The organism is Streptomyces sp. DT2A-34 (assembly GCF_030499515.1).
GTDB lineage: Bacteria > Actinomycetota > Actinomycetes > Streptomycetales > Streptomycetaceae > Streptomyces.
Genome location: NZ_JASTWJ010000001.1, coordinates 8,282,572 through 8,307,251, shown reverse-complemented (window position 1 = coordinate 8,307,251; position 24,680 = coordinate 8,282,572). Strand labels below are relative to the sequence as shown.

Sequence of the window (24,680 nt, the reverse complement as noted above, 5' to 3'; positions counted from 1 at the left end):
CCGAGGCTGCGGGACTCGGGTGGTGGCGTAGCGCTGTGTGGTTGGCCGGATCCTTCTCGTAGGCATGGACAGGTCTCGGTCCGGCCCAGGGCGGTGGTGACGCAAACAGAAACGGGTGCGGGATTCACATACGCGTGAATCCCGCACCCGGCGCATTTCTCTACGTCGGGCCCGCGGAGCTATCCCGTCACAGGCGCCAGCTCGTCCTCGATACCCGGATGGGCGTCCATCCAACGGCGTGCGGATTCCTTCTCGTTTCCGGCGCCGCCCTTCTGGATCTCCACCTCCAGTGAGGCGAGTTGCTCCTCGGTGAGCTTGAAGTCCTTCAGCCAGCCGTTCAGTTCGGGGAATTCCCGGCCGAAGTCCTTCTTGGCCACGGTGTGGATCTGCTCGCCCTTGCCCCAGGCGCCCTTCGGGTCCTTGAGTTTCTTCAGGTCGTACTTGCCGTAGGCCCAGTGCGGCGTCCACAGCGTCACGACCACGGGCTCACGCTTCTTGATCGACCGGTCCAGCTCCGCCAGCATCGACGACGTACTCGACGAGACGACCTTGTACTCACCGTCCAGGCCGTACGCCTTCAGCACCGACTTGTTCAGCGTGCCCATCATCCCGGCGCTCGCCTCGATACCGATGATCTTCCCGCCGAACTTCTTCCCCTGACCCTTCAGATCGGCCAGCGAATCGACGCCCTTCACATAGGAGGGGACTGTCAACTCCAATGACGTCGGCCCGTACCACGGCCCGAGGTCGTCCAACTTCCCCTTGAAGCGGTCCACATATTCCTTGTGCGTGGTCGGCAGCCAGCCGTCCAGCTGGACATCCATCTGCCCCTGCGCGAGCGAGGTGTAGAGCGGGCCGGGGTCGAGCTGCTTGACGTTCGGCTTGTAGCCGCGGTCCTCCAGGATGTTCTGCCAGAGGTAGGTGGCGGCGATGGCCTCGTCCCACGGGAAGTAGCCCATGTCGACGGTCTTGCCCGCGTCCTTGCCCTGCGCCTTCGCGCCGCCGGGAACCGGGGCGAGCTTGTCGACCAGGCCGGGGTTCTTCTTCAGCCAGGTGCGCACGCCGTCCTGCTCCTGGCCCTCGCCCGCCGCGCGGATGTCGTTCTCCAGGCTGGTCAGTTGCGTCTCGGTGAGCTTGAAGTCCTTCAGCCACTTCGCGGCGGTCGGGTCCTTCTTGTCGAAGCCCTTGTGCGCGACGGTGTGGATCTGCTCGCCCTTGCCCCAGGCGCCCTCCGGGTCCTTGAGCTTCTTCAGGTCGTACTTGCCGTAGGCCCAGTGCGGCGACCACAGCGTCACCACGACGGGCTCACGCTTCTTGATCGACCGGTCCAGCTCCGCCAGCATCGACGACGTACTCGACGAGACGACCTTGTACTCACCGTCCAGGCCGTACGCCTTCAGCACCGACTTGTTCAGCGTGCCCATCATCCCGGCGCTCGCCTCGATACCGATGATCTTCCCGCCGAACTTCTTCCCCTGACCCTTCAGATCGGCCAGCGAATCGACGCCCTTCACATAGGAGGGGACTGTCAACTCCAGGGACGTCGGCCCGTACCAGGCGCCGAGATCGTCGAGCTGGGAGCTGTACTTGTCCCAGTACGCCTTGTGTGTGGTCGGCAGCCAGGCGTCGGTCTGGAAGTCGATGTCGCCGCGGGCCACGCCCGAGTAGAGCGGGCCGGGGTCGAGCTGCTTGACGTCGGTCTCGTAGCCGCGCTGCTCCAGGAGCTCCTTCCACAGGTATGTGGTGGCGGTGCCCTCGTCCCAGGGGATGTAGCCGATGTTGATCTTCTTGCCCTGGCCCACGTTCGTGCTGTTCCCGGCGGCGGTCTGCTCGCTGCCGCCGGAGCCGGCCAGGTTCATGCCGCCGGCGACGAGGGCGAGGACCACGACGCCGACGACCGCCACCGCGCCGCCCGGCTTGTAGTGGGCGAGCTTGAAGCGGCCCGCGGCGGCGACCGCCGCTTTGGCCGCGGCGCGGCGGCCGAGCGGGGAGACCCGCCGGCCCAGCGCGCCGGTCATCCGGTCCAGGTACATCGCGAGGATGACCACGGCCACACCGCTCTCGGCGGCCAGGCCGACCTTGAGCTGGGTGATGGCGGAGTAGACCTGCTCACCGAGGCCGCCGGCACCGGCCATGCCGCCGATGACCACCATCGACAGGGCCAGCATGATGACCTGGTTGACGCCGGCCATGATCGTCGGCAGCGCGAGCGGCAGCTGGACGCGGGCCAGGGTGGTGCGCGGGCTGGTGCCGAACGCCTCGGCCGCCTCGATCAGTTCGCCGTCCACCTGCCGGATGCCCAGCTCGGTCATCCGCACGCCCGGCGGCATGGCGAAGATGATCGTCGCGAGGAGGCCGGGGGTGGTGCCGACGCCGAAGAACATGACGCCGGGGATGAGGTAGATGAAGGCCGGCATCGTCTGCATGACGTCCAGCACCGGCCGCAGCTGGGCGCTGACCCGGTTGCTGCGGGCGGCCCAGATGCCCAGCGGCACCGCGAACACGATGGTGATGACCGCGGCGACGAGGACGAGCGAGAGCGTGTGCATCGCGTCGTCCCACAGGCCGAGCGAGTCGATCAGGGCGAGGCCGACGAAGGCCAGCGCACCGGGCAGCAGACCGCGCAGCCAGCACGCGATCACGGCGAGGATGCCGGCCGTCAGCAGCGGCTCGCCGCCGCCGAGGACGGCGTCGACCGCGTCGTACATGCCGCCGAGGACCGCCTTGACGATGTCGAAAACCCAGGTCAGGTGGGACTGCAGCCAGTCCACCAGGTTTTCGATCCAGTCTCCGAAGTGGATCCTAGGCATTGGCGATCACCTTCCCGTCGCGGGCGCCGCGCGGGTTGTCGCAGGGTTCGGGCTCGCCCTGCTGGTCGCCGAGGAGGCCGATGAGGCGTTGCCTGGGGACGCGGCCGACGAGTTTCCCCTTGGCGTCGAGGACTGCCACGGGGTGCGTCAGGCGGGCGCTGATCGCGCAGAGCTCGGTGAACGGCGTGTCCGGCGTCGCGGTCTCGCAGCCGCAGCTGACCTCGCCGCCGCGGACGTCCTCGTCCATGACGGCCGCCGTGGTCAGGACCCGGGAGCGGTCGACGTCCTGGATGAAGGAGGCGACGTAGTCGTTGGCCGGGCGGATCAGGATGTCCTCGGCGCTGCCGGTCTGGACGATGCGGCCGTCGCGCATGACCGCGATGCGGTCGCCGAGCCGCATGGCCTCGTTGAGGTCGTGGGTGATGAAGACGATCGTCTTCTTCAGGGTCTGCTGGAGCTGGAGCAGCTGGTCCTGCATGTCACGGCGGATCAGCGGGTCGAGCGCGCTGAACGACTCGTCCATGAGGAGCAGGTCGGCGTCGGTGGCGAGCGCGCGGGCCAGGCCGACGCGCTGCTGCATGCCGCCGGACAGCTCGTCGGGCCATGACTTCTCCCAGCCGGCCAGACCGCACAGTTCCAGGGCCTCGGCGGCGCGCCTCTCGCGCTCGGCGCGGGGCACGCCCTGGACACCGAGGCCGTAGGCGGCGTTCTCCAGGACGCTGCGGTGCGGGAACAGCGCGAAGTGCTGGAACACCATGCTGATCTTCTGCGCGCGGACCGCGCGCAGCTCGCGGTCGCCGAGCGCGGTCAGGTCCTGGCCGTCGAAGCGGACGTGACCCGCGGTCGGCTCCAGGAGCCCGTTGAGCATGCGCAGCAAGGTGGACTTGCCGGACCCGGACAGGCCCATGACGACGAAGATCTGGCCCGGTTCCACGGTGAAGGAGGCGTCGATCACGGCGGCGGTGGTGCCGTCGGCGCGCAGCTCCTCCCGGTCGGCTCCCTGGCGGAGCCGCTCGACAGCCTCGTCCGGTCGTCTGCCGAACACCTTGTAGAGATGCTCGGCCTCAAGTCTGGATGACACGGGTACCTCTGTTTCGACGGCAAATGAAAGGGAGCGACGGGCGCAACAGTTGAATGCGCAAGCGCGTCGCTCCGGGCGGGCGCCTGCCCTCGTTCCCTGAGCACAAACGCACAAGTGCTCCAGCCCACAGGGCACGCGCACACCGCAACACGTTGCGCAGGGAGGGCGGCGGCTTGCGCACCAGCGGGCCGGTGTCAGTGCCGTACGGCATGATGCGTGGCGTGACCGGACGACTGATGCTCCTCGACACCGCCTCGCTCTACTTCCGCGCCTACTTCGGCGTCCCGGACTCCGTGAAGGCCCCGGACGGCACGCCGGTGAACGCCGTGCGCGGGCTCCTCGACTTCATCGACCGCCTGGTCAAGGACCACCGCCCGGACGCGCTGGTGGCCTGCATGGACGCCGACTGGCGGCCGCAGTGGCGGGTCGAGCTGATCCCCTCCTACAAGGCGCACCGCGTCGCCGAGGAGCACGAGGTCGGGCCGGACGCGGAGGAGGTGCCCGACACCCTGTCGCCGCAGGTGCCGGTCATCGAGGCCGTCCTCGACGCGCTCGGCATCGCGCGCGTGGGGGTGGAGGGGTATGAGGCGGACGACGTGATCGGCACCTTCACCGCGCGGGCGAAGGGCCCGGTCGACATCGTCACCGGCGACCGCGACCTGTACCAGCTGGTGGACGACGCGCGCGGGGTGCGGGTGCTGTATCCGCTCAAGGGCGTGGGCACCCTCCAGCTCACCGACGAGGCGTGGCTGCGCCAGAAGTACGGCGTCGACGGCCCTGGGTACGCGGATCTGGCGCTGCTGCGGGGCGACCCGAGCGACGGCCTGCCGGGCGTGCCCGGCATCGGTGAGAAGACGGCCGCGAAGCTGCTCGCCGAGTTCGGTGACCTGGCCGGGATCATGGCGGCGGTCGACGACCCGAAGGCCAGGCTCACGCCCTCGCAGCGCAAGCGGCTGGACGAGGCGCGACCCTACGTCGCCGTCGCGCCGACCGTGGTGCGGGTCGCCGCCGACGTCCCGCTGCCCGACGTCGACACGGCGCTGCCGCGTGCACCGCGGGATTCGGCGGGGCTGGACGAGTTGGCGGTGCGGTGGGGGCTGGGCGGGTCGCTGCAGCGGCTGCTGGTGACGCTGGGGGCGTGAGGACGCCCGGGGGGCGCGCGACGCTGCGGGCGTGCGGGAGGCCGGAGGCGGTGCATGGGGTTCCTGGCGCGGGGAATTCGTTCCTTGTGTGTGCGAGGTGCGCCCTTTCATGAACGGGTCATAGCGAGTCACAGCGCCATTCACCGAGCGAAGGTGCTAACTTAGGTAAACCTAAGCTTGGAACGAGGGAGGCCAGTGATGGCGCTACGCCCTGCCCGCAAGCCGCGGAAGCCCCACTCCGCGCAGGTCGTCCGTACCGAACGGCTGACCCCGCACATGCAGCGTGTGGTGCTGGGCGGCGAGGGGCTCGCCGACTTCGCGGCGGACACCTGCACGGACCACTACGTGAAGATGCTGTTCTCCCCCGAGGGCGTGAGCTATCCCGAGCCCTTCGACCTGGAGCGCATCCGCGAGGAGCTGCCGCGCGAGCACTGGCCGGTGACCCGGACGTACACCGTGCGAGCCTGGGACCCCGAGCACCGTGAACTCACGCTGGACTTCGTGCTCCACGGCGACGAGGGCCTGGCGGGTCCGTGGGCGATGCGCGCCCAGCCCGGCGAGACCGTGCGGTTCATGGGCCCCGGCGGTGCCTACGCACCCGACCCGGGCGCCGACTGGCATCTGCTCGTCGGTGACGAGAGCGCGTTGCCCGCGATCGCCCGCTCCTTGGAGTCGCTGCCCGACGGCGCCCGGGCGTACGCCTTCGTGGAGATCGCCGGCCCCGAGGAGGAGCAGAAGATCGACTCCGATGTGGACGTCGTCTGGCTGCACCGCGGCTCCCGCCCCGTCGGCGAGGCGCTGGTCGAGGCCGTGCGCGCGCTGGAGTTCCCCGAGGGCCGGGTGCACGCGTTCGTGCACGGTGAGGCGCACTTCGTGAAGCAGCTGCGCCAGCTGCTGCGGGTCGAGCGCGGTGTGCCCCGCGAGGACCTGTCGATCTCCGGCTACTGGCGGCTCGGCCACGACGAGGACGGCTGGCAGGCCTCCAAGCGGGACTGGAACGCGCGGATCGAGGCGGAGCAGGAGGGGACGGCGCCGGCGGCGTAGCCCTGCGTGGACCCCAAGGGGCGGCACCTTCACGGGCGCCGCCCCTTCGCTGTGCCCTGGGAGCCCGTCGGCTGCCGCACCGCGCCCCGGGAGCCCGTCGGCTGCCACAAGAGGCCTGCGACGCCCATCCGTGAGGACTTAGGATCGGCTCGGACATGAGCACGTCATGCATTCGAAACAGCCCCTCCCTAATTTCTGTCGCCCGACAGGAACTCTCGCGCCGCTGTGCGAAAGCAGGTTGCCGCCATGACGAGCACCGCCCCCGCCCCCCCTCGCCCCGATCCGCCGCACGACCCTGACGCCCGCTCCCTCGCCGCCTTCGGATACCGCCAGGAACTGCACCGCAGCCTCGGCCGGTACGCGTCGTTCGCGGCGGGCTTCTCCTTCATCTCCGTCCTGACGACCGTCTTCCAGTTCTTCGCCTTCGGGTACGCGTTCGGCGGTCCCGTCTTCTTCTGGGCCTGGCCGGCGGTGCTCGTCGGGCAGTTGCTGGTGGCGGCGTGCTTCGCGGAACTGGCGGCGCACTATCCGATCTCGGGCGCGATCTACCAGTGGTCGTCGCGGCTCTCGAACGTCACCTTCGGCTGGTTCGCCGGCTGGATCATGGTGATCGGGCAGATCGTGGTGGTCGCGGCGGCGGCGCTGGCCCTGCAGATGGTGCTGCCGGCCCTCTGGTCCGGCTTCCAGCTGATCGGCACCGACCCCGCGCCGACCTCGGCGGACGGCGCGGCCAACGCGGCCGTGCTCGGCGTCGCCCTGCTGGCCCTCACCACGCTCGTGAACCTCGTGGACAACCGCGTGTTGTCGCTGATCAACCGCGTCGGCGTGACCGCCGAGATCATCGGCGCGGTCCTCATCATCGCGCTGCTGCTGACCCACTCCGAACGCTCCCCCGGCATCACCTTCCACACCGAAGGCGCCGCCGAGTCCGGCCTGTTGGGCGCGCTGCTGGTCGGCTCCTTCACGGCGGCGTACGTGATGATCGGCTTCGACAGCGCGGGCGAGATGAGCGAGGAGACGCGCCATCCGCGCCGCACCGCGCCCCGCACGATCCTCACCGCACTGGGCGCCGCGGGCCTGCTCGGCGGCCTGCTCGTCCTGGGCGGGCTGCTCGCCGCACCGAGCCTCACGGACGGCCGGCTGGCGGTCGACGGCCTGAGCTACGTCCTGACGAGCAGCCTGGGCGACGGCGTGGGCCGGGCGCTGCTGGCCGACGTGGTGGTGGCGATCACGGTGGCCACCCTCGCCATCCAGACGGCGGCCTGCCGGATGCTGTTCTCGATGGCCCGCGACGGCCAACTCCCGTTCTCCCGCCGCCTCGCGAAGGTCAACCCGCGCACCGGCATGCCCCCCGCACCCGCCGTGGTGGTCGGCGTCCTCGCGGCGGCCCTGCTGCTGCTCAACTTCGCCTCGCCGGAGGCGTTCCTGGCCATCGGCACGACCTGCATCGTGATGCTGTACCTGGCGTACGCGATGGTGACCGGTCCGCTGCTGATCGCCCGCCTGCGCGGCCGCTTCGCTGCCGACGGCACCGACGAGACGGGCGCCCGCCTGTTCTCCCTCGGCCGCTGGGGTGTCCCGGTCAACGCCCTCGCGCTGCTGTACGGCCTGGTCATGACCGTGAACCTCGCCTGGCCGCGGGCGGCGGTGTATGACCCGGCGGGTGGGCACTGGTACTTCCAGTGGTTCACGGTGCTGTTCCTGCTGGTCACGGTGGGGCTCGGGGTCCTGTTCCGGCTGACGCGCGCGCAACGGGTGCGCTCTGCTGCGGAACCTGTGGAGGCACTCCGGGAACCGACTCCGTAGCGCCGCCGTCGTGTCTTCGTAGCCCGGAGTGCGGCACCTCATGGACGCTCGGGGGTCGAATGTCCTGCCTCGGCAACGAACCGCTTTCCCAGCTGCCGCGAACGGCCCGGACCAGCGGCGCACCGGCCGTGGGATATGAGACCGCGCATGCGGCGGCCACAGGGTCCGCCCACGCGCCCGGGTGCACGCCCTTTCCGGCGGCCGGAAACCATCGCATGGTGCGTAGTTAGAAGTCATCTCATTTGGCTGACTCGGTAGGCTGTAGCTCGTGGGGATCGTTGAGCGGCTGGTGCCGGATGAGTTGTGGGATTTGTTCCAGCGAGTGGTGCCAGAGGCTCCCTCGCGGCCTCAAGGAGGTGGCCGACGCCGCCATGGTGACCGGGAAGTGCTGGCCGCGATCGTGTTCGTGGCGACGTCAGGCTGCACGTGGCAGCAGTTGCCGTCCGCGTCGTTCGGGCCGTCGGGAGCGACGGCCCATCGGCGCTTTGCCGAGTGGACGAAGGCCAGGGTGTGGGCCAAGCTCCACCGCCTGGTCCTCGACGAGCTCGGCGCTCGCGGCGAGTTGGACTGGACCCGCTGCGCGATCGACTCCGTGAACATGCGGGCCCTGAAAAGGGGGACCTGACGGGTCCGAATCCTGTCGACCGGGGCAAGTACGGGTCGAAGATCCACCTCATCACCGAGCGGACCGGTCTGCCCTTGTCTGTCGGAATCTCGGGGGCGAACCTGCACGACAGCCAGGCCCTGATCCCTCTGGTGAAGGGCATACCGCCAATCCGTTCCCGCCGTGGACGCCGACGTCGCAGGCCGGGCAAGCTCCACGCCGACAAGGGCTACGACTACTCCCACCTGCGTCGATGGTTACGCCAACGTGGCATCACCCACCGCATCGCCCGAAAGGGCATCGAGAGTTCGCAGCGACTGGGCCGCCACCGCTGGACCATCGAACGCACCATGGCCTGGCTCGCCGGCTGCCGCCGCCTCCACCGACGCTACGAGCGCAAAGCCGACCACTTCCTGGCCTTCACCAGCATCGCCTGCACCCTCATCTGCTACCGCAGACTCGCCAAATGAGATGACTTCTTAGGGCTGTCAGGGCGAGTTGACGGCATGAGACGTGTCGTACCCGGGCCCATGGGGGTGGTGTCCGGATGCCCGCGATGCTCGGCAGTGCGCCTCGGGATCGCTACAACGAGCCGGCCGAGCTGGGGCGGTACCGCCTGGCCACGGGGAACGGCGTCCCATGGCGACTCGGGAATGCGGCTCCGGGAAACGCGCCGGTTCGGTCGCCGAGAATATGAGGCCGGCTTCTGCTGGACGCGCTCTTCGCGAGGCTCCGCGAACGCCTTCCACCAGCCCCGCCTCGCTTGAACAGTTGACGAAACCCATAGGGGCACTGGAAGGTGGAGGTGATCCACGACCGCGTCGCCGACGCCGCGGTCGTGGCGGGGGTGACCACCGATTATCCGCGCCGTCCGGCGGTCGAGGCCCGGGCCGACCAGTTCGGTCAACAGGCCCAAGACGTACACGAGTCAGCCATGCCGCGGTGGCAGCGTATGGAGCACAGCGCGTAGTTCATGAACTTGGTCGACTCCGCTAACCGGAGGGCATCATGAAAGGCTCTGCTCGCTCCCCGTTACCTCGGGCCGTCCCCCCATGCGCCCGTCGGCCGATTCCGACCGGCTCGCCGGCACCCGGGCCGCACGAGCAGAGGACGCCACCGCTCATCTCGGTTGGAGAGCCACCTACGTCACCGATCGAATTCGATGGTCCTCCGGACAAAGATCCCGAGGCAGTGACACCCGCAGACACCAGGCAGCGACGACCACCCGACCTCCTGGGCCAATAAGCATGCTGAGGCAGAAACTGGGAGAGAGTCATGCCCCAGAACATCACCATCAATTTACCCATTCCACCCCGACTGAACTCCGGTTTGGCAGCCGCCAGGGACCGCAATCTGGAATGGATGCGCCGGCAGAAACTGGTGTTGGGACACAGTGCCGCCCGTCGCTACGTATTCTCGGCAGTGGCGGATCTGGCTGCCTACAGCTACCCGGACGCCGCCGGCGAGGACCTGGACCTGGCCTTTGACACCATGGGCTGGTTCTTCCTGTTCGACGACCTGTTTGACGTCCCTGAGGGGCGCACAGCCGATGAAGCCGTCGACGTGTGCCAGCAACTCATCGCACTCATCACCCACCCCTCGCCGCGCGGAGCCGACCACGCTGCACCTCTGGTGAGCGCCTTCGCCGACATCTGGCGCCGAGCCAGGACGGGCATGTCCGAAGAATGGCAGCTACGGGCCGCCCACAACTGGGTGGACTACCTGTCGGGAAACCTCACTGAGGAAATCGACCGTCGCACATGGGCCCCCCAGGACTTCGCCACCCGGATGAGGATAGGGCACCGCACCCTGGGGCTGATCCCCTCGCTCGACCTTGCCGAAAGGGTGGGGCACTTCGAGATCCCACAGATCATTTGGCACAGCAGCCATCTGGAATCGATGAGACGAGCGGCTGTCGACGCCGTCAAACTCATCAACGAGGTGATGTCCCTGGAGAACGACGACGCACGAGGTGATCCCAACTTGGTGCACTGCCTCATGCGGCAACGCGACTGCTCCCGACAGGAAGCCATCAGAGTGGCCGTCACTCTCGTCCAGGCAGCGGTCAGCCAGCTCTTTGAACAGGTGAGGCGGACCCCCCTGTTCTGCTCCCGGCTCGGGCTCACGAGCACGGAGGCCGACAAGGTCCAACGCTATGCGACCGCCATGTTCACGTGGATTCGCGGCAGCTACGACTGGAGCCGCAACAACGGCCGCTATTCCCCACACACCGCCAGCGCCCTGAGCCCGGATGTCACCGGACAGCTTCACCCAGCGAACCTCGCACCGGTGTCTCCATAGTGTCCCGCCCAGAGAAACGCTGTTTCGTGGGACGGTGCAGACGACTGACCGCCGTGCACCGTCCCACAAGACAGTCCGGGCGGTGACCGACGCTTCAAGCGCTGGAAGCGCACTCCTGCCCGATGACCACCTGCAGCGCCCCGCCCGGCTCCCCAGCGGGGGCCGCTGAGGGCCGCCGTGGCGCGTGCGGCTACGCCCTGTCCTCGAGCCGCCCCGACTGCGCTCGTCCGGGTGCCCCGCCTCATCCCCTCGCTGTCAGTCACCACTCGTAGGCTTGGTCCCGATGAGACGCCGTACGCCACCCCCGCCCTCTCCCCTGCCGCAGCGCGACGGGGTCGATCCGGTGCGCGTGCGATTGCCGGCCGGGGACGCGTGGGCGACCGTGCGGGATCATCTCGTGGCGCGGCTCGCGGCCGGGGCCGGGGTGATCGACGCGATGCTCGACGCGGGGCAGATCGTGGACGTCGCCGGGCGTCCGGTGCGGCGGGACATGGCGTACGCGCCGGGGATGTACGTGTGGTTCCACCGTGAGCTGCCCGACGAGGAGCGGGTGCCGTTCGCGGTCGACGTCGTCTACCAGGACGAGCACGTGGTGGTGGCCGACAAGCCCCACTTCCTGGCGACCACGCCACGCGGCAGCCATGTCGCCGAGACGGCCCTGGCGCGGCTGCGGCGGGAGCTGGGCGTCCCGACGCTGAGCGCGGCGCACCGGCTGGACCGGCTGACGGCCGGGCTGGTGCTGTTCACCGTGCGACCGGAAGAGCGCGGCGCGTACCAGACTCTGTTCCGCGACAAGCGGGTGGCGAAGGAGTACGAGGCGGTGGCCCGGTACGACCCCGCACTGGACCTGCCACGCACCGTGCGCAGCCGGATCGTCAAGGAGCGCGGGATCCTCGCGGCCCACGAGGTCGAGGGTGAGCCCAACGCCGTCAGCCGGATCGAGTTGCTGGAACACCGGGACGAGCGTGCCCGGTACCGGCTGACACCGAGTACCGGGCAGACGCACCAGCTGAGGGTGCACATGAGCGCCTTGGGGGTGCCGATCTTCGGCGATCCCCTCTATCCGGTGGTGACCGACCCCGTGCCGGCCGGTGACTTCCGGCAACCGCTCCAACTGCTGGCGCGCGTCCTGGAGTTCACCGATCCGGTCACGGGGAGGGAGCACCGGTTCGTCAGCCCGCGCGTACTGCGGGCCTGGTCGTCGTACGAGGAGTGGGCGAGGTAGCCCCGAGGGCCGGGTCGGCTCAGTCGCCGCGCCACCAGCGCAGGAGGCGCCGGAACACGCCCGGGCGACCAGCCGGTTCGGGTGTCGGCGTCGGCGTCGGAGCCGTGGACGGAGTGGCAGGCTCCGGAGTCGCCGACTGCGGCTGTGGCGGGCTGACCGGCCAGTTACCGGGACGCTGCGAGGCCATCGGATGCGCGGGCCGCGCCATGACGTCCTGCTGGGGTTTGGGCGCGAACTTCACCGGCAGTTCCACCAGGTGCCGGTTCGAGATGGACGCCCGCCAGCACAGCTCGTCCTCCTCGCAGGAGAGTTGGACGTCAGGCAGGCGGGTCAGCAGCGCGTCGACGCCGACCTCGGCGATGGCGCGGCCGATGTCCTGACCCGGGCACTCGTGGGGGCCGCCGCCGAAGGCGAGGTGGGAGCGGTTGCCCTGCATGTTGGCATTGAGGTCGGGCCGAACGCGCGGGTCGACGTTGCCCGGCGCGATGCCGAGGACGAGGCCGTCGTTCTTGCGAATGCGCTGGCCGCCCAGCTCGGTGTCCTGCTTGGCGATGTAGGGAAGGACGGTACTGAACGGCGGCTCGTCCCACAGGGACTGCTCGACCGCCTCGGGCACCGTCATCTGGCCGCCGCTGAGCTGGGCACGGAACCGCGGGTCGGTGAGTACCACCCGCAGGACGTTGGCGATCAGGTTGGCGGTGGCCTCATACGCGGCGACCAGGATGATGCGCAGGTGCTGGCCGACCTCGTCGTCGGTGAGCCGCGCCGGGTGGTTGATCAGATGGCTGGTGAAGTCGTCCTTGGGTTCGGTCCGGCGGCGGGCGGTGAGCCGCATCAGGACGTCCATGAGGTACGCGTTGCTGGCGATCGCGGTCTCGGTGCCCTTGGGCATGTCGCGAGCGGCCTGCACGATCTGGTCGTTGTACTCCTCGGGCATGCCGAGGATCTCACACATCACCACCATCGGCAGGTGCTCGGCGAACTGGCTGACCAGCTCGGCCCTGCCCTCCTCGCAGAACTGGTTGACGAGGTGCTGGGTCGCGCGGTTGATGTAGCGGCGGATACCCCGGTGGTCGATGGTCGACATGGCGCCATTGACCGCACCGCGCAGCCGCAGATGCCCGTCGCCCTCGGCATGACTGCAGATGGGCTGCCAGGCGAAGTGCGGCATGAGCGGATGGTCGGGCTTGACCGTGCCGTCCTGCAGGGCGGCCCACTGCCGGGTATCACGGCAGTACTGCGAGGGAGTGCGCACCATGTGCAGGTTCTCGCTGTGGCCGAGCACCACCCAGATCGGCACATCGTCGTGCAGCAGCGCCGGAGCCACCGGGCCGTGCTCGGCACGGAGCTTCTCGTACACGGCTCCCAGGTCCTCCGCCTCGGGGCCGTACAGCCGGCGCAGCCCGCCGGGGCCGATGCCGTGCGCGGGGCAGCCGGGGGGCGGGGAGGCCATGGGCTCGTCCGTACCGGTCGGGAAGAGAGATTCAGGCGTCACGATGGTCGCTCCGAAGCTGAAGTGGTTCCGGTGTGCAGAGGTGAAGGGCTCCCCCGGTCCGGGCGGTTCGGCGAAGCCGGGACCGGGGGAGGAGGTGTGCGCGGGGTGTGCGTGCCTTACGCCGGAGCCTTCGCCGTGGCCAGCGCGTGCAGGAAGTGCATCAGGGTCATCAGGACGTCGCGGCTGGAGGCCCGGCGGCGGACGTCACACTCGACGATCGGGATCTCCTCGGGCAGGTCGAGTGCCGTACGGAGTTCGGAGACGGGGTAACGGGGAGCGTCCGGGAAGGTGTTGACGGCCACCACGAAGGGCACGCCGCACTCCTCCAGTCGCCCTATGACGTCGAAGCTGACCTCGAGACGGCGGGTGTCGACCAGCACGATCGCGCCCAGCGCGCCCTCGAACAACCCGTTCCACAGGAACCAGAAGCGTTCCTGGCCGGGCGTGCCGAAGAGGTACAGCACCAGTTGTTCGGTGATGCTGATGCGGCCGAAGTCCATCGCGACGGTGGTGGCCGTCTTGGTGTCCGAGCCGTAGTTGTCGTCGACGCCGATGCCTGCCTGCGTCATGGTCTCTTCGGTGGTCAGTGGCTTGATCTCGCTGACCGCACCGACCATGGTCGTCTTGCCGACGCCGAAGCCGCCCACGATCACGATCTTGACCGCGGCTTCGGCCGTGTGCGGCAGCTGGTCCTCGGTCCGTGGACCGGGGATGATGTCAGAGCCTTTGAAGTCCATGCATCACCGCTTCGAGAATTGAACGGTCGGCGACGGCCTGGCGCACGATCGGGGCGCGCGCCGTCACCAGTCCGGCCGTCAGCATGTCGGTGAGCACGACCGTCATCATGCTGAACGGCAGGTTGAGATAGGCCGAGAGCTCGGCCACGGACAGAGGGGCGGTACAGAGCCGGAGCAGCGCCGATTGTTCCGGCGGGGCGGAGGGCGGCGGGTCGGCGCGCGCCACGATTAAGGTGACCAGGTCGAGGTCCCCGTCGCGCTCGCCGCCGTCCGGGCCGGCCACCACGAAGAGCCGTTCCGGGTTCTTCTGCTTCCCGGTCTTGGCGGGCGGCGGTGGTGGAGGCGGTTGTTCCTTGGGGGATCGCCGCTGGCGTTGCGGAGGAGTCATACGGTCTGCCCGTTGCGCCGGGGCGGACTGGTGAGATGGGCGCCGATGCGGGCGACCAGGTCGGTCATGCGGTTGCTCATCCGGCCCGGTTCGGCGAACGTGTCGGAGAGCACCGCGAGATAGGCGTTGGCGCCGGCGGCCATCAGGTAGAAGTAGCCGCCGTTGATCTCGATCAGGACCATCTTCATCTTGCCGTCGCTCTTCGGGATCTCCGAGGCGACGGCGCTGGCCAGGCTCTGCAGGCCGGCGCAGGCCGCGGCGACGCGGTCGGCGGTGTCCGGGTCGCCGCCGTAACGGGCGATGCGCAGTCCGTCGGCGGAGAGCACCACGATCATCTGGATGCCCGGTACGCCGTCGTGGAGCTCCTTGAGCATCCAGTCGAAGTTCGCGCGCTGCTGAATCACTTGAGGTCCCCCTCCTCGTCGGCCTCGGGGCGGGCCGGTTGGGTTCGCGGTTTGAGTGTGAGCGGGTCCGGACCGTCCTTGAGTCCGTTCCAGAACGCCTCGACCCAGGCACCGGGGGCGGGCTCGTCCGCCGCCGGCTCGGGGTCGGGCTCGGGCTTGCGGGTCGACCAGATGGTCGGCCGGCCCTCCCGTTCGGCCTGCTCGATGGCCGCCTGCTCGGCGATCCGCTTGCTGAGCGGGGTCTTGACCCGGCTGCGACGCTGGGGCAGCCCGCCCGCGGTCCACTCGGTGACGACGGGGACGTCGTCCGACAGGGAGACCGCGGCGGGGAGCTTCGGGCTGGTGGGGCGCCGCTTCTTGGGGGCGCGCTTGGGGCCTTCGATCACATCGGGGCCCTCGGCCTTGGGCGCCGACCCGGCGCCGATGCCGTGGGCGAGTCCGGGCGCGGGGTCGGTGGTCATCATCTCGCGCGGCACCACGAGCACGGCGCGGACGCCGCCGTAGGCGGAGGAACGCAGCGAGACCTGCATGTTGAAGGCCGTGCAGAGGCGGCCTACGACAGCCAGGCCCAGGCGCGGGGATTCGCCGAGGTCCTGGAGGTCGGTGCCCTGCTTGGCGCGTTCGAGCATGCCCTCGACCCGGGCGCGGGCCTCCTCGCTGAGGCTGACGCCGGCGTCCTCGATCTCGATCGCGACACCGGTCTGCACCTCGGTGGCGGTGACGTGGACCTTGGTCTGCGGCGGCGAGTAGCGCGTGGCGTTGTCGAGGAGTTCGGCCGCGGCGTGGATGATCGGCTCGACGGAGATGCCGGCGATGTTGACCTTGACGATGGAGTCCAGGCTGATGCGGCGGTACTCCAGGATGCGGGACATGGCGCCGCGCAGCACGCTGTACAGCGGTACGGGTTCGGGCCACTGGCGGCCGGGGCGGCCGCCGCCGAGCACGGAGATGGAGTCGGCGAGGCGGCCGATCAGCATGGTGCCGTGGTCGATGCGCAGCAGGTCGTCGAAGACCTCGGGGTTGCGGCCGTGGTCCTCCTCCATCTCCCTGAGTTCCACGGCCTGTTGGTGGACGATCGCCTGGACGCGGCGGGCGATGTTGACGAAGGAGCGCTGGGCGGAGTCGCGGATGGCTTCCTCGTGGTCGATGATGTCGACCATCGCCCTCACGAACTCGAGCTGCACCGGTGGGAGTTGGGCATAGGACGGGTCGATCTCGGCGAGGTCGCGCATCACCTCATAGGGTGAAGCGCCACAGCGCAGCCGGTGGATCGCAGCGGGCGTGATCTCCGTGGCGAGGCGGACCATCTCCGCGTCGTGGGCGGCGACGCGCCGTTCCAGATACGCGGTGTGACGGGCGTGCTCGGCCCGCGCCTCCCGCAGAGCGCGGCCGCGGCGCACCGCTTCGGCCGCGGACGCCAGCACCAGCAACAAGGCCACGGCACCGCACACGCCGACGGCCGTCCGGGCCGGTTCCGCCACCACGGCGACGGCGGCTCCGGTCGCCGCGGCCATCACTATGACCGGCAGCAAAAGCACGCGCGCGTACGGGAGTTCACGCCGACTGGGCGGGGATTGAACGCTCACCATGTGGGCCCTCTGAAATGAATCGGGTGGGTGTAGGGGGAGCTTGCAAGGGGGAATGTCATGGGTATGTCGGAATCTTCTGCATGATTGGGAACAAGCGCACGATTACACCTCAACTCGGTGCGCTGCGGGCGAGCTTAGTCCGACAGGATCACCGCCGTGTCATATTCAGCAAGCGCCTGAAATGACGCGTGTGACAGGAGTACGCTCGGCTCTTTTATACGCTAAGCTCATATTCGAACACGGCCCGTAATCGCGTTCGGACGTGCGAAGAACACTCACCGTGACGAGTGAGACACCAGGTTTCGACGAACCACCGACAGGGGTTGGCGCCGCTTCGGCCGCCCCCTCAGACCTGCGGCCGACCCCCTCAGATCCCCGCGATACGCAGCGCCGCGTCGGCCGTGGCCTCGGCGAACACCGACACCGGGCGCTCCGGGTCGGAGCGGTGGACGAGGATGACACCCTCGATCAGACCGAAGAGCAGATCCGTACGCAGTTCCAGCTCGCTCTTGGCGAGTGCGCCGCCCGCGGGCGTGGCGGCGAGCAACTGGCGGTAGGCGTCCTTGAGTTCGGCGCGCACGGCGTGGAAGCCGGCGAAGCGTTCGGCGCGCACCTCGGGCAGCAGATACAGCCCGCCGAGGTTGTGCGGGCCGCCGCAGAGCAGCTCCACATCCGCCCGGCACAGCTCCCACAGCCGGCCTCCGGCCGGGGTCGAGTCGTCGGCGAGGAGTTCACGGGCGTACGCGAGCGAGGGCGTGACCGTTGACTCCAGGAGCTCGGCGAGGAGTTCCTCCTTGCCGGAGACGTAGTGGTACATGGACGCCTGCCGCATGCCCGCACGCTCGGCGACGGCGCGGGTGGTGGTGGCGGCATAGCCCCGGGTGGTGAACAACTCGGCGGCGGCCGCGAGGAGTTCGGCGCGCGGCTCCAGACCGCTGTCCAGCCGCTGAGCGGCCCGCGGCCTGCCGACCCGGCGACTGCCCGGCTCACCTGACGTACCCATGGATTCGATCCTCGCACACGGGGGCGCACGACGATCTCCGCGAGCACCCATTCGCGAACTCGCGGTAACCGCACGGCAACACTGCGGTAATCCTCCCGACCCACCCCGCCCCTAATTTCTGTCGGGCGACAGAAATGATCCAGGAGGCCGACACCGAAGCGGAGGTCCCGCGCATGGCGACAGAGACCACGTACGGAGCCCGTGACCATGCCCGCGCCCAGGAGGGGAGCCGGGCCGAGGCCATGCCCGTCGTACCGGCCCGGGACTGGCCGGCGCCGCCCGGTGAGGCGGGGCGACTGGTGTGGGCCGAGACGGTGGCGGGCGGCAACTACACGCACCGGGTGCTGGCCCGCGGCGCGCAGCTGCGGCTGACCGATCTGCGCGGCGAGGCGTGCGCGCATCTGCTGCTGTACGTGGCCGACCGCCCCTGGGAGCGGCTGAACGTCGCCGACACGGTCAAGGTCCAGTGGAACGCCTACCTCGGCGAGAACCGACTCCTGCTCTCCGACCAGGGCCGCGTCCTCGCCTCCGTCGTCGCCGACACCTCCGGCCGGCACGACGCGCTGTGCGGCACCTCCACCCTCGTACGCAACACCGAGCGCTACGGCGACGGCAGCGCGCAGTCCCCCTCCCCCGCCGGCCGTGAACTGTTCAAGCTGGCGGCCGCGAAGAACGGCCTCGAGCCCCGCGACCTGCCGCCGTCCCTGTCCTTCTTCCAGGGCGTGGAGGTGCGCGAGGACGGCACGCTCGGCTTCACCGGCTCGACCGGGCCGGGCGGCAGCGTGACCCTGCGCGCCGAGCAGGACGTGACCGTGCTGATCGCCAACGTGCCGCATCCGGCCGACCCCCGCACCGAGTACGTCAGCACCCCACTGGAGGTGCTCGCCTGGCGCGCGGCCCCGACCGGCCCCGACGACCCCCTGTGGAATGCCACCCCCGAGGGCCGCCGCGCCTTCCTCAACACCGCCGAATTCCTTGCCGCGAGGGGGCTCGCATGACCACGAACACGACCACGAACACGACCACGAGCACGACCGTCGTTCCGGCCCGTGCCCCCTGGTCGTCCGTCGTCCGCGCCGGCGAGACGCTCACCATCACCGACCTGCACGGCAACCAGGCCGTCGACTTCCTCGTGTACGACGCCCACGACACGTCCGTCCGCTACAGCGCGCCCGACACGATCCAGGCGCAGGGCGGCATCTTCCTCACCACGTCAAGCGTGCTGATGTCCAACGAGCACACCCCGCTGATGACCGTCGTCGCCGACGGCGTCGGCCGGCACGACACCCTCGGCGGCGCCTGCTCCAAGGAGTCGAACACGCTCCGGTACGGCCACCACACCTGGGCGCAGCACGCGTGCGTGGACAACTTCCTCGCCGAGGGTGCCGAGTACGGCCTCGGCAAGCGCGACCTCGTCTCCAACATCAACTGGTACATGAACGTGCCGGTCGAGAAGGACGGCACCCTCGGCATCGTCGACGGCATCTCGGCGCCGGGGCTGTCCCTGACGCTGCGCGCCGAGCGCGACGTCCTCGTCCTCGTCTCCAACTGCCCCCAGATCAACAACCCCTGCAACGGCTTCGAGCCGACGGCCGTGGAGATGACGATCACGGAGGCGGGCGAATCCACCAAGCCGGGCGAAGCCACCAAGCCGGGCGGCGCAGCCGAGGCGGGCGGCGCATGAGCTTCGACACGCTGCTCGTCGCCAACCGGGGCGAGATCGCCGTCCGCATCATCCGTACGGCCCGCGAGCTCGGCCTGCGCACGGTGGCCGCGTACTCCGACGCGGACCGCTCGGCGCCCCACGTCCGGCTCGCCGACACAGCCGTACGGCTCGGCCCGACGCCCGCCAAGGAGTCGTACCTCGATGCCGAGCTGGTGCTGAAGGCGGCCAAGGACAGCGGGGCCGGCGCGATCCACCCCGGCTACGGCTTCCTGTCCGAGGACGCGCTGTTCGCCCGGCGCTGCGAGGAAGCCGGGATCGTGTTCGTGGGGCCGACGCCCGAGCAACTGGAGCTGTTCGGCGCCAAGCACACGGCACGGGCGGCGGCCGAGGCGGCCGGCGTACCGCTGGCGCCGGGGACGGGGCTGCTGGGGTCACTCGCCGAGGCACTCGAAGAGGCCCAGGTCATCGGCTATCCCGTCATGCTCAAGGCGACCGGCGGCGGGGGCGGTATCGGCATGTCGGCATGTCGCTGCGCCGATGAACTGACCGAGGCCTGGGAGCGGGTCCAGCGGATCGCCGCCGCCTCCTTCTCCTCCGCCGGCGTCTTCCTGGAGCGGCTCGTCGAGCGGGCCCGGCATGTCGAAGTGCAGGTGTTCGGCGACGGCGAGGGCAGGGTGGTCACCTTCGGCGACCGGGACTGCACGCTGCAACGGCGCCACCAGAAGGTGGTGGAGGAGGCCCCGGCACCCGGTCTCCCCGCTCACCTGCGCGAGCAACTGGCTGCCTCCGCCCGCGACTTGTGCGCCTCGATCGACTACCGCTCCGCCGGAACCGTCGAGTTCGTGTACGACGCCGCCCGCGAGGAGGCGTACTTCCTGGAGGTCAACACCCGCCTCCAGGTGGAGCACCCGGTCACCGAGGAGATCTACGGCGTCGACCTGGTCGCCTGGATGCTGCGCCTGGCACGCGGCGAGCGGGACGTCGTCCGCGCCCCGGGCCCACCGCGCGGCCACGCCGTCGAGGCCCGCCTCTACGCCGAGGACCCGTCACGCGAACACCGGCCGAGCTCGGGCCTGTTGACGAGGGTCGAGTTCCCGCACGGGGTGCGGGTGGACGGCTGGGTCGAGACGGGCACCGAGGTGACGACGGCGTACGACCCGATGCTCGCGAAGATCATCGCGTACGGCCCCGACCGCGCGCACGCCCTGCAGCGGCTGGACGAGGCGCTGGCCCGCACCCGCGTCGACGGCATCGAGACGAACCTCGGCCTGGTGCGGGCGGCGCTGGCGCACCAGGACTTCCTGGCCGCCGCCCACACGACGGCGACCCTCACGACCGTGCCCGACCCGACGCCCCGCATCGAGGTCCTCGCCGGCGGCACCCTCACCAGCGTGCAGGACTGGCCGGGCCGCACCGGCTACTGGCAGGTCGGCGTGCCGCCCTGCGGCCCGATGGACGACCTGTCCTTCCGGCTCGGCAACCGCGCCCTGGGCAACCCCGAGGGCGCGCCAGGTCTCGAATGCACCCTCCAGGGACCGGAGTTGCGGTTCTCGCACCCCACCACCGTGTGTGTGACGGGCGCCCCGGCCCCGGTCACGGTCGACGGCGGGGCGGTGGCGCAGTGGGAGCCGGTGACGGTGCCGGCGGGGGCCGTACTGGAGGTCGGAGCGCCGGCCGAGCACGGTCTGCGGACGTACGTCCTCGTCGCGGGCGGTCTCGACGTCCCCGCTTTCCTGGGCAGCGCGAGCACCTTCACGCTCGGCCGGTTCGGCGGGCACGGCGGACGCGCGCTGCGGACGGGGGACGTACTGCACGGCGGCACAGTCACCGAGGGGACGGCGGTCCCCTTGCCCGACCGCCCCTCCTTGGGTGCCGTATGGCACATCAAGGCCGTCGAAGGGCCGCACGCCGCCCCGGAGTTCTTCACCGAGGACGACATCCGCGACTTCTACGCCGCCGACTGGAAGGTCCACTTCAACTCCGCGCGGACCGGCATACGGCTCATAGGTCCCCGGCCGCGCTGGGCGCGCGCCGACGGCGGTGAGGCGGGCCTGCACCCGTCGAACATCCACGACACGCCGTACTCCGTGGGTGCCGTCGACTACACCGGCGACATGCCGGTGCTGCTCGGCCCGGACGGCCCGTCGCTGGGCGGGTTCGTGTGCCCGGCGACGGTGATCAGCGGCGAGCGCTGGAAGCTGGGGCAGCTGCGGCCGGGCGACACCGTACGGTTCCTGCCCGTGCGGGCCGACGGCTCCGCGCGCCCGGAGATCGCCGACGGCGGTGTGCTGGCGCGGGACGGCGATGTGACGTACCGCCGCAGTGGTGACGACAGTCTGCTGGTCGAGTTCGGGCCCATGCGGCTGGACCTGGCCCTGCGCATGCGCGTCCACGCGCTGATGGAGGCGGTGGCCGAGGCGGGCCGGGACGGGATCACCGACCTGACCCCGGGCATCCGCTCCCTCCAGATCCAGACGGACCCGGCCCGTCTGCCGCAGCACGAACTCCTCGCCGAGGTACGGCAGATGATCGCCTCCCTGCCGCCCACCGACGAGCTCGTCGTCCCGTCCCGCACGGTCCACCTCCCCCTCTCCTGGGACGACCCGGCGACGCGCGAGGCCATCGCCCGCTACATGGCGGGCGTACGCGACGACGCGCCCTGGTGCCCGTGGAACATCGAGTTCATCCGCCGCGTCAACGGCCTGGAATCGGTCGAGGACGTCCACCGCACGGTCTTCGACGCGGAGTACCTGGTCCTGGGGCTGGGCGATGTGTACCTGGGCGCCCCGGTCGCGACCCCGCTGGATCCCCGGCACCGCCTGGTGACCACGAAGTACAACCCGGCGCGCACCTGGACTGCGGAGAACTCGGTCGGCATCGGCGGGGCCTATCTGTGCGTCTACGGCATGGAGGGGCCCGGCGGCTACCAGTTCGTGGGCCGTACGACCCAGGTGTGGTCCGGGTGGCAGCAGCGCGGGGCGTTCGAGCCGGGCTCGCCCTGGCTGCTGCGGTTCTTCGACCGGATCAGGTGGTATCCGGTGAGCGCCGAGGAGTTGCTGGAGCTGCGGGCGGACCTCACGTCCGGGCGGTTCGTGCCGCGCATCGAGGAGGGCACCTTCTCGCTCGCCGACCACCGCGCCTTCCTGGCCGAGAACGCCGAGTCGATCGCGGAGTTCAGGGCCCGGCAGCAGGCCGCGTTCGCGGCGGAACGGGACGCGTGGGAGGCGGCCGGCGAGTTCGCGCGGGCGGAGCAGGCGACGGCGCCGGTCGCACCGGCGGCCGAGGTGACCGTCCCGGCGGGCGGGCGGCTCGTCGAGGCCGAGTTCGCGGCGTCGGTGTGGCAGCTGAACGTCCAGCCGGGTGACGAGGTGACGGCCGGACAGCCGCTGCTCGCCCTGGAGGCGATGAAGATGGAGTCCAGGGTGCACGCGCCGATCGCCGGCGTGGTCGTGGAGGTCCTGGTCAGGCCCGGGGATCAGGTGGCGGCGGGGACGGCGTTGGTCGTCCTCGCGCCCACCACGCCCTGAACGGCAAGGAGAACAAAGACATGTCGAGCGCTCTGTCCCGAGTCCGCGCCGCCTACGCCCGGATCGAAGCCGTGGACCGCCCCGAGATCTGGATCGGCCTGCGCCCGCGGACGGCGGTCGAGGCCGAGGCCCGGATCATCGACGAACGCGTGGCCACGGGGGAACGACTCCCTCTCGCGGGCCGCCTGTTCGCCGCCAAGGGCAACATCGACGTCAAGGGCCTCCCCACTACCGCGGGGTGCCCTTCGTACGCCTACGACCCCGAAGCCGACGCACCGGTGGTAGCCCGTCTCCGTGCCGCCGGCGCGCTCGTCCTCGGCACCACGAACCTCGACCAGTTCGCGACGGGCCTCGTCGGCACCCGCTCCCCCTACGGCGCCGTTCGCCATGCCCACGACCCCTCGATGATCAGCGGCGGTTCCAGTTCCGGCTCGGCCACAGCGGTAGCGCTCGGCATCGTCGACTTCGCGCTCGGCACGGACACGGCCGGCTCGGGCCGGGTTCCCGCCGCCTTCAACGGCATCGTCGGCCTCAAACCCACCCGGGGTCTCGTCCCGACGCAGGGCGTCGTCCCGGCCTGCGCGTCCCTCGACTGCGTGACGGTGTTCGCACGGACGCTCCCGGAGGCCGAGCAGGCACTGTCGTTCATGGCGTCCCCGCCCGGCCGCGCCCTGCCCCCGCTCCCCCAGCGCACGCCGGGGCCATGGCGCATCGCGGTCCCTCCGACGGACGGACTCGGCGAGCTGGACGAGGGCTGGGCCGAGGCCTACGAGGCAGCCGTACGCCAGCTCACCGCCGCGGGCGCCGAGATCCGCACCCTTGACCTCACCCCCTTCACCGAAGCCGCCGCCATGCTCTACGAGGGTGCCTTCGTCGCCGAGCGCTACACGGCCGTGGGGAGCTTTGTCGACAAGGCGGTGGCAGCGGGCGACGACACCCTCGACCCCACCGTCGCCGGCATCATCACCCGCGCCCGCGACATCCCGGCCCACCGGCTCTTCGCCGACCAGGACCGGCTCGCCGCCCTGCGCGCACGCGCCGAAGCCGAACTCGCCGACGCGGACGCCCTGTTGCTCCCCACCACGCCCGGCCACCCCACCCTCGCCGAAGTGGCCGCCGACCCGCTGGGGGCCAACGCCCGCCTGGGCCGTTTCACCAACTCCACCAACCTCTTCGACCTGGCGGCGGCCGCCGTCCCGGCCGGTGAGGTGAACGGCCTGCCCTTCGGCGTGATGCTGATCGGCCCGGCGTTCACGGACGAACGGCTCGCGAGGATCGCGGGCCTGCTCCGCCCGGCGGTCCCTCTCGCCGTGGTCGGCGCCCACCTGTCCGGCCAGCCCCTCAACCCCCGACTCCTGTCCCTGGGCGCCCGATTCGACCGTACGACCGCCACGGCTCCCGTGTACCGCCTGCACGCCCTGTCCACGACCCCGCCCAAGCCGGGCCTGGTCCACGTCGGCGAGGGCGGAGCCTCGATCGAGGCCGAGGTGTGGCGGCTCCCGGCGGAGGGGCTCGGCCGGCTCCTCGCGGAGCTGCCCCGCCCGATGGCCCTGGGGCGCGTGGAGCTGGCCGACGGCAGCCACGTCCCGGGGTTCCTGTGCGAGCCGGCCGCCCTCATGGACGCGGAGGACATCACGTCGTACGGGGGCTGGCGGGCGTATCTCGGGGGCGGCCGCTCCTGACGGCGGGGCCGGGGAAACCAGGGAAGGCCCCGAGAAGGAAAACAGGGAAGGCCCGGAGAAACAGCGAAGGCAAGGAGCTCACTCACTCCTTGCCACTCTCAACTTATAGCGCACCGGGGGGCTTGCGGCAAGGCCCCCATCGTCCCGCACAATCGTCGACCTGAGCCCAGGACCTG

At 70.3% G+C, this 24,680-nt stretch carries 18 protein-coding genes; 10 read left to right on the top strand and 8 right to left on the bottom strand.

The window, feature by feature from the left end; all coding sequences use genetic code 11:
* Positions 1-179: 179 nt before the first annotated feature.
* Positions 180-2,810 (bottom strand): ABC transporter permease/substrate binding protein, encoded by a 2,631-nt coding sequence (locus QQM39_RS37090; protein WP_302001969.1) that lies wholly within the window; start codon positions 2,808-2,810, stop codon positions 180-182.
* On the bottom strand, positions 2,803-3,891 hold the full coding sequence (locus QQM39_RS37085) for a glycine betaine/L-proline ABC transporter ATP-binding protein (RefSeq protein ID WP_302001968.1): 1,089 nt from the start codon (positions 3,889-3,891) through the stop codon (positions 2,803-2,805). The genes QQM39_RS37090 and QQM39_RS37085 overlap by 8 nt, the downstream gene beginning before the upstream one ends.
* A gap of 212 nt (positions 3,892-4,103) precedes the next feature.
* Between QQM39_RS37085 and QQM39_RS37080 the strand changes: the two genes are divergently transcribed.
* The 6 genes from QQM39_RS37080 to QQM39_RS37055 all read left to right on the top strand — a co-directional run bounded on the left by QQM39_RS37080 (position 4,104) and on the right by QQM39_RS37055 (position 12,013).
* Positions 4,104-5,033 (top strand): 5'-3' exonuclease, encoded by a 930-nt coding sequence (locus tag QQM39_RS37080; RefSeq protein ID WP_302003863.1) that lies wholly within the window; start codon positions 4,104-4,106, stop codon positions 5,031-5,033.
* A 198-nt stretch (positions 5,034-5,231) separates the two neighbouring features.
* Positions 5,232-6,077 (top strand): siderophore-interacting protein, encoded by an 846-nt coding sequence (locus QQM39_RS37075; protein ID WP_302001966.1) that lies wholly within the window; start codon positions 5,232-5,234, stop codon positions 6,075-6,077.
* A 246-nt stretch (positions 6,078-6,323) separates the two neighbouring features.
* Positions 6,324-7,883, top strand: a complete 1,560-nt coding sequence (locus tag QQM39_RS37070) for an amino acid permease (RefSeq protein WP_302001965.1) — start codon at positions 6,324-6,326, stop codon at positions 7,881-7,883.
* Between the two features lie 274 nt (positions 7,884-8,157).
* Positions 8,158-8,957, top strand: a protein-coding gene (locus QQM39_RS37065) for an IS5 family transposase (protein WP_302003862.1) whose coding sequence is annotated in 2 segments (ribosomal slippage) — positions 8,158-8,497 and positions 8,497-8,957 — 801 coding nt in all. Because the reading frame shifts where the segments join, the coding sequence is not laid out codon by codon here.
* Between the two features lie 805 nt (positions 8,958-9,762).
* On the top strand, positions 9,763-10,788 hold the full coding sequence (locus tag QQM39_RS37060) for a pentalenene synthase (protein ID WP_302001964.1): 1,026 nt from the start codon (positions 9,763-9,765) through the stop codon (positions 10,786-10,788).
* A gap of 283 nt (positions 10,789-11,071) precedes the next feature.
* Positions 11,072-12,013 carry an RluA family pseudouridine synthase gene (locus QQM39_RS37055; RefSeq protein ID WP_302001963.1) on the top strand — a complete coding sequence of 314 codons (942 nt, stop codon included), beginning with the start codon at positions 11,072-11,074 and terminating at the stop codon, positions 12,011-12,013.
* Between the two features lie 19 nt (positions 12,014-12,032).
* Here the strand turns inward: QQM39_RS37055 and QQM39_RS37050 are convergent, their stop codons facing one another.
* From QQM39_RS37050 to QQM39_RS37025, 6 genes are all read right to left on the bottom strand, one after another.
* A complete protein-coding gene (locus QQM39_RS37050; protein WP_302003861.1) occupies positions 12,033-13,466 on the bottom strand; it encodes a cytochrome P450 in 1,434 nt (477 codons plus the stop codon).
* A gap of 158 nt (positions 13,467-13,624) precedes the next feature.
* The gene (locus QQM39_RS37045; RefSeq protein ID WP_302001961.1) at positions 13,625-14,245 is read right to left on the bottom strand and encodes an ATP/GTP-binding protein; all 621 of its coding nucleotides are present in this window, start codon (positions 14,243-14,245) and stop codon (positions 13,625-13,627) included.
* Entirely contained in the window at positions 14,226-14,633 is a 408-nt protein-coding gene (locus tag QQM39_RS37040; protein WP_302001960.1) for a DUF742 domain-containing protein, read from the bottom strand. Before QQM39_RS37040 ends, QQM39_RS37045 begins: the two co-directional genes overlap by 20 nt.
* Positions 14,630-15,037 (bottom strand): roadblock/LC7 domain-containing protein, encoded by a 408-nt coding sequence (locus QQM39_RS37035; RefSeq protein ID WP_062710000.1) that lies wholly within the window; start codon positions 15,035-15,037, stop codon positions 14,630-14,632. Before QQM39_RS37035 ends, QQM39_RS37040 begins: the two co-directional genes overlap by 4 nt.
* On the bottom strand, positions 15,034-16,626 hold the full coding sequence (locus QQM39_RS37030) for a sensor histidine kinase KdpD (RefSeq protein WP_302001959.1): 1,593 nt from the start codon (positions 16,624-16,626) through the stop codon (positions 15,034-15,036). Before QQM39_RS37030 ends, QQM39_RS37035 begins: the two co-directional genes overlap by 4 nt.
* 367 nt (positions 16,627-16,993) lie before the next feature.
* Positions 16,994-17,629 carry a TetR/AcrR family transcriptional regulator gene (locus QQM39_RS37025; RefSeq protein WP_302001958.1) on the bottom strand — a complete coding sequence of 212 codons (636 nt, stop codon included), beginning with the start codon at positions 17,627-17,629 and terminating at the stop codon, positions 16,994-16,996.
* A 173-nt stretch (positions 17,630-17,802) separates the two neighbouring features.
* Between QQM39_RS37025 and QQM39_RS37020 the strand changes: the two genes are divergently transcribed.
* From QQM39_RS37020 to atzF, 4 genes are read left to right on the top strand one after another with little or no spacing between them, the layout of a single operon-like run.
* Positions 17,803-18,627 (top strand): urea amidolyase associated protein UAAP1, encoded by an 825-nt coding sequence (locus tag QQM39_RS37020; protein ID WP_302001957.1) that lies wholly within the window; start codon positions 17,803-17,805, stop codon positions 18,625-18,627.
* A complete protein-coding gene (locus QQM39_RS37015) occupies positions 18,624-19,313 on the top strand; it encodes an urea amidolyase associated protein UAAP2 (protein WP_302001956.1) in 690 nt (229 codons plus the stop codon). The genes QQM39_RS37020 and QQM39_RS37015 overlap by 4 nt, the downstream gene beginning before the upstream one ends.
* Positions 19,310-22,822: a 5-oxoprolinase/urea amidolyase family protein gene (locus tag QQM39_RS37010; protein WP_302001954.1), complete on the top strand. Its 3,513-nt coding sequence runs from the start codon at positions 19,310-19,312 to the stop codon at positions 22,820-22,822. The genes QQM39_RS37015 and QQM39_RS37010 overlap by 4 nt, the downstream gene beginning before the upstream one ends.
* Positions 22,819-24,504: an allophanate hydrolase gene (atzF, locus tag QQM39_RS37005; protein WP_302003860.1), complete on the top strand. Its 1,686-nt coding sequence runs from the start codon at positions 22,819-22,821 to the stop codon at positions 24,502-24,504. The genes QQM39_RS37010 and atzF overlap by 4 nt, the downstream gene beginning before the upstream one ends.
* Positions 24,505-24,680 lie beyond the last annotated feature (176 nt).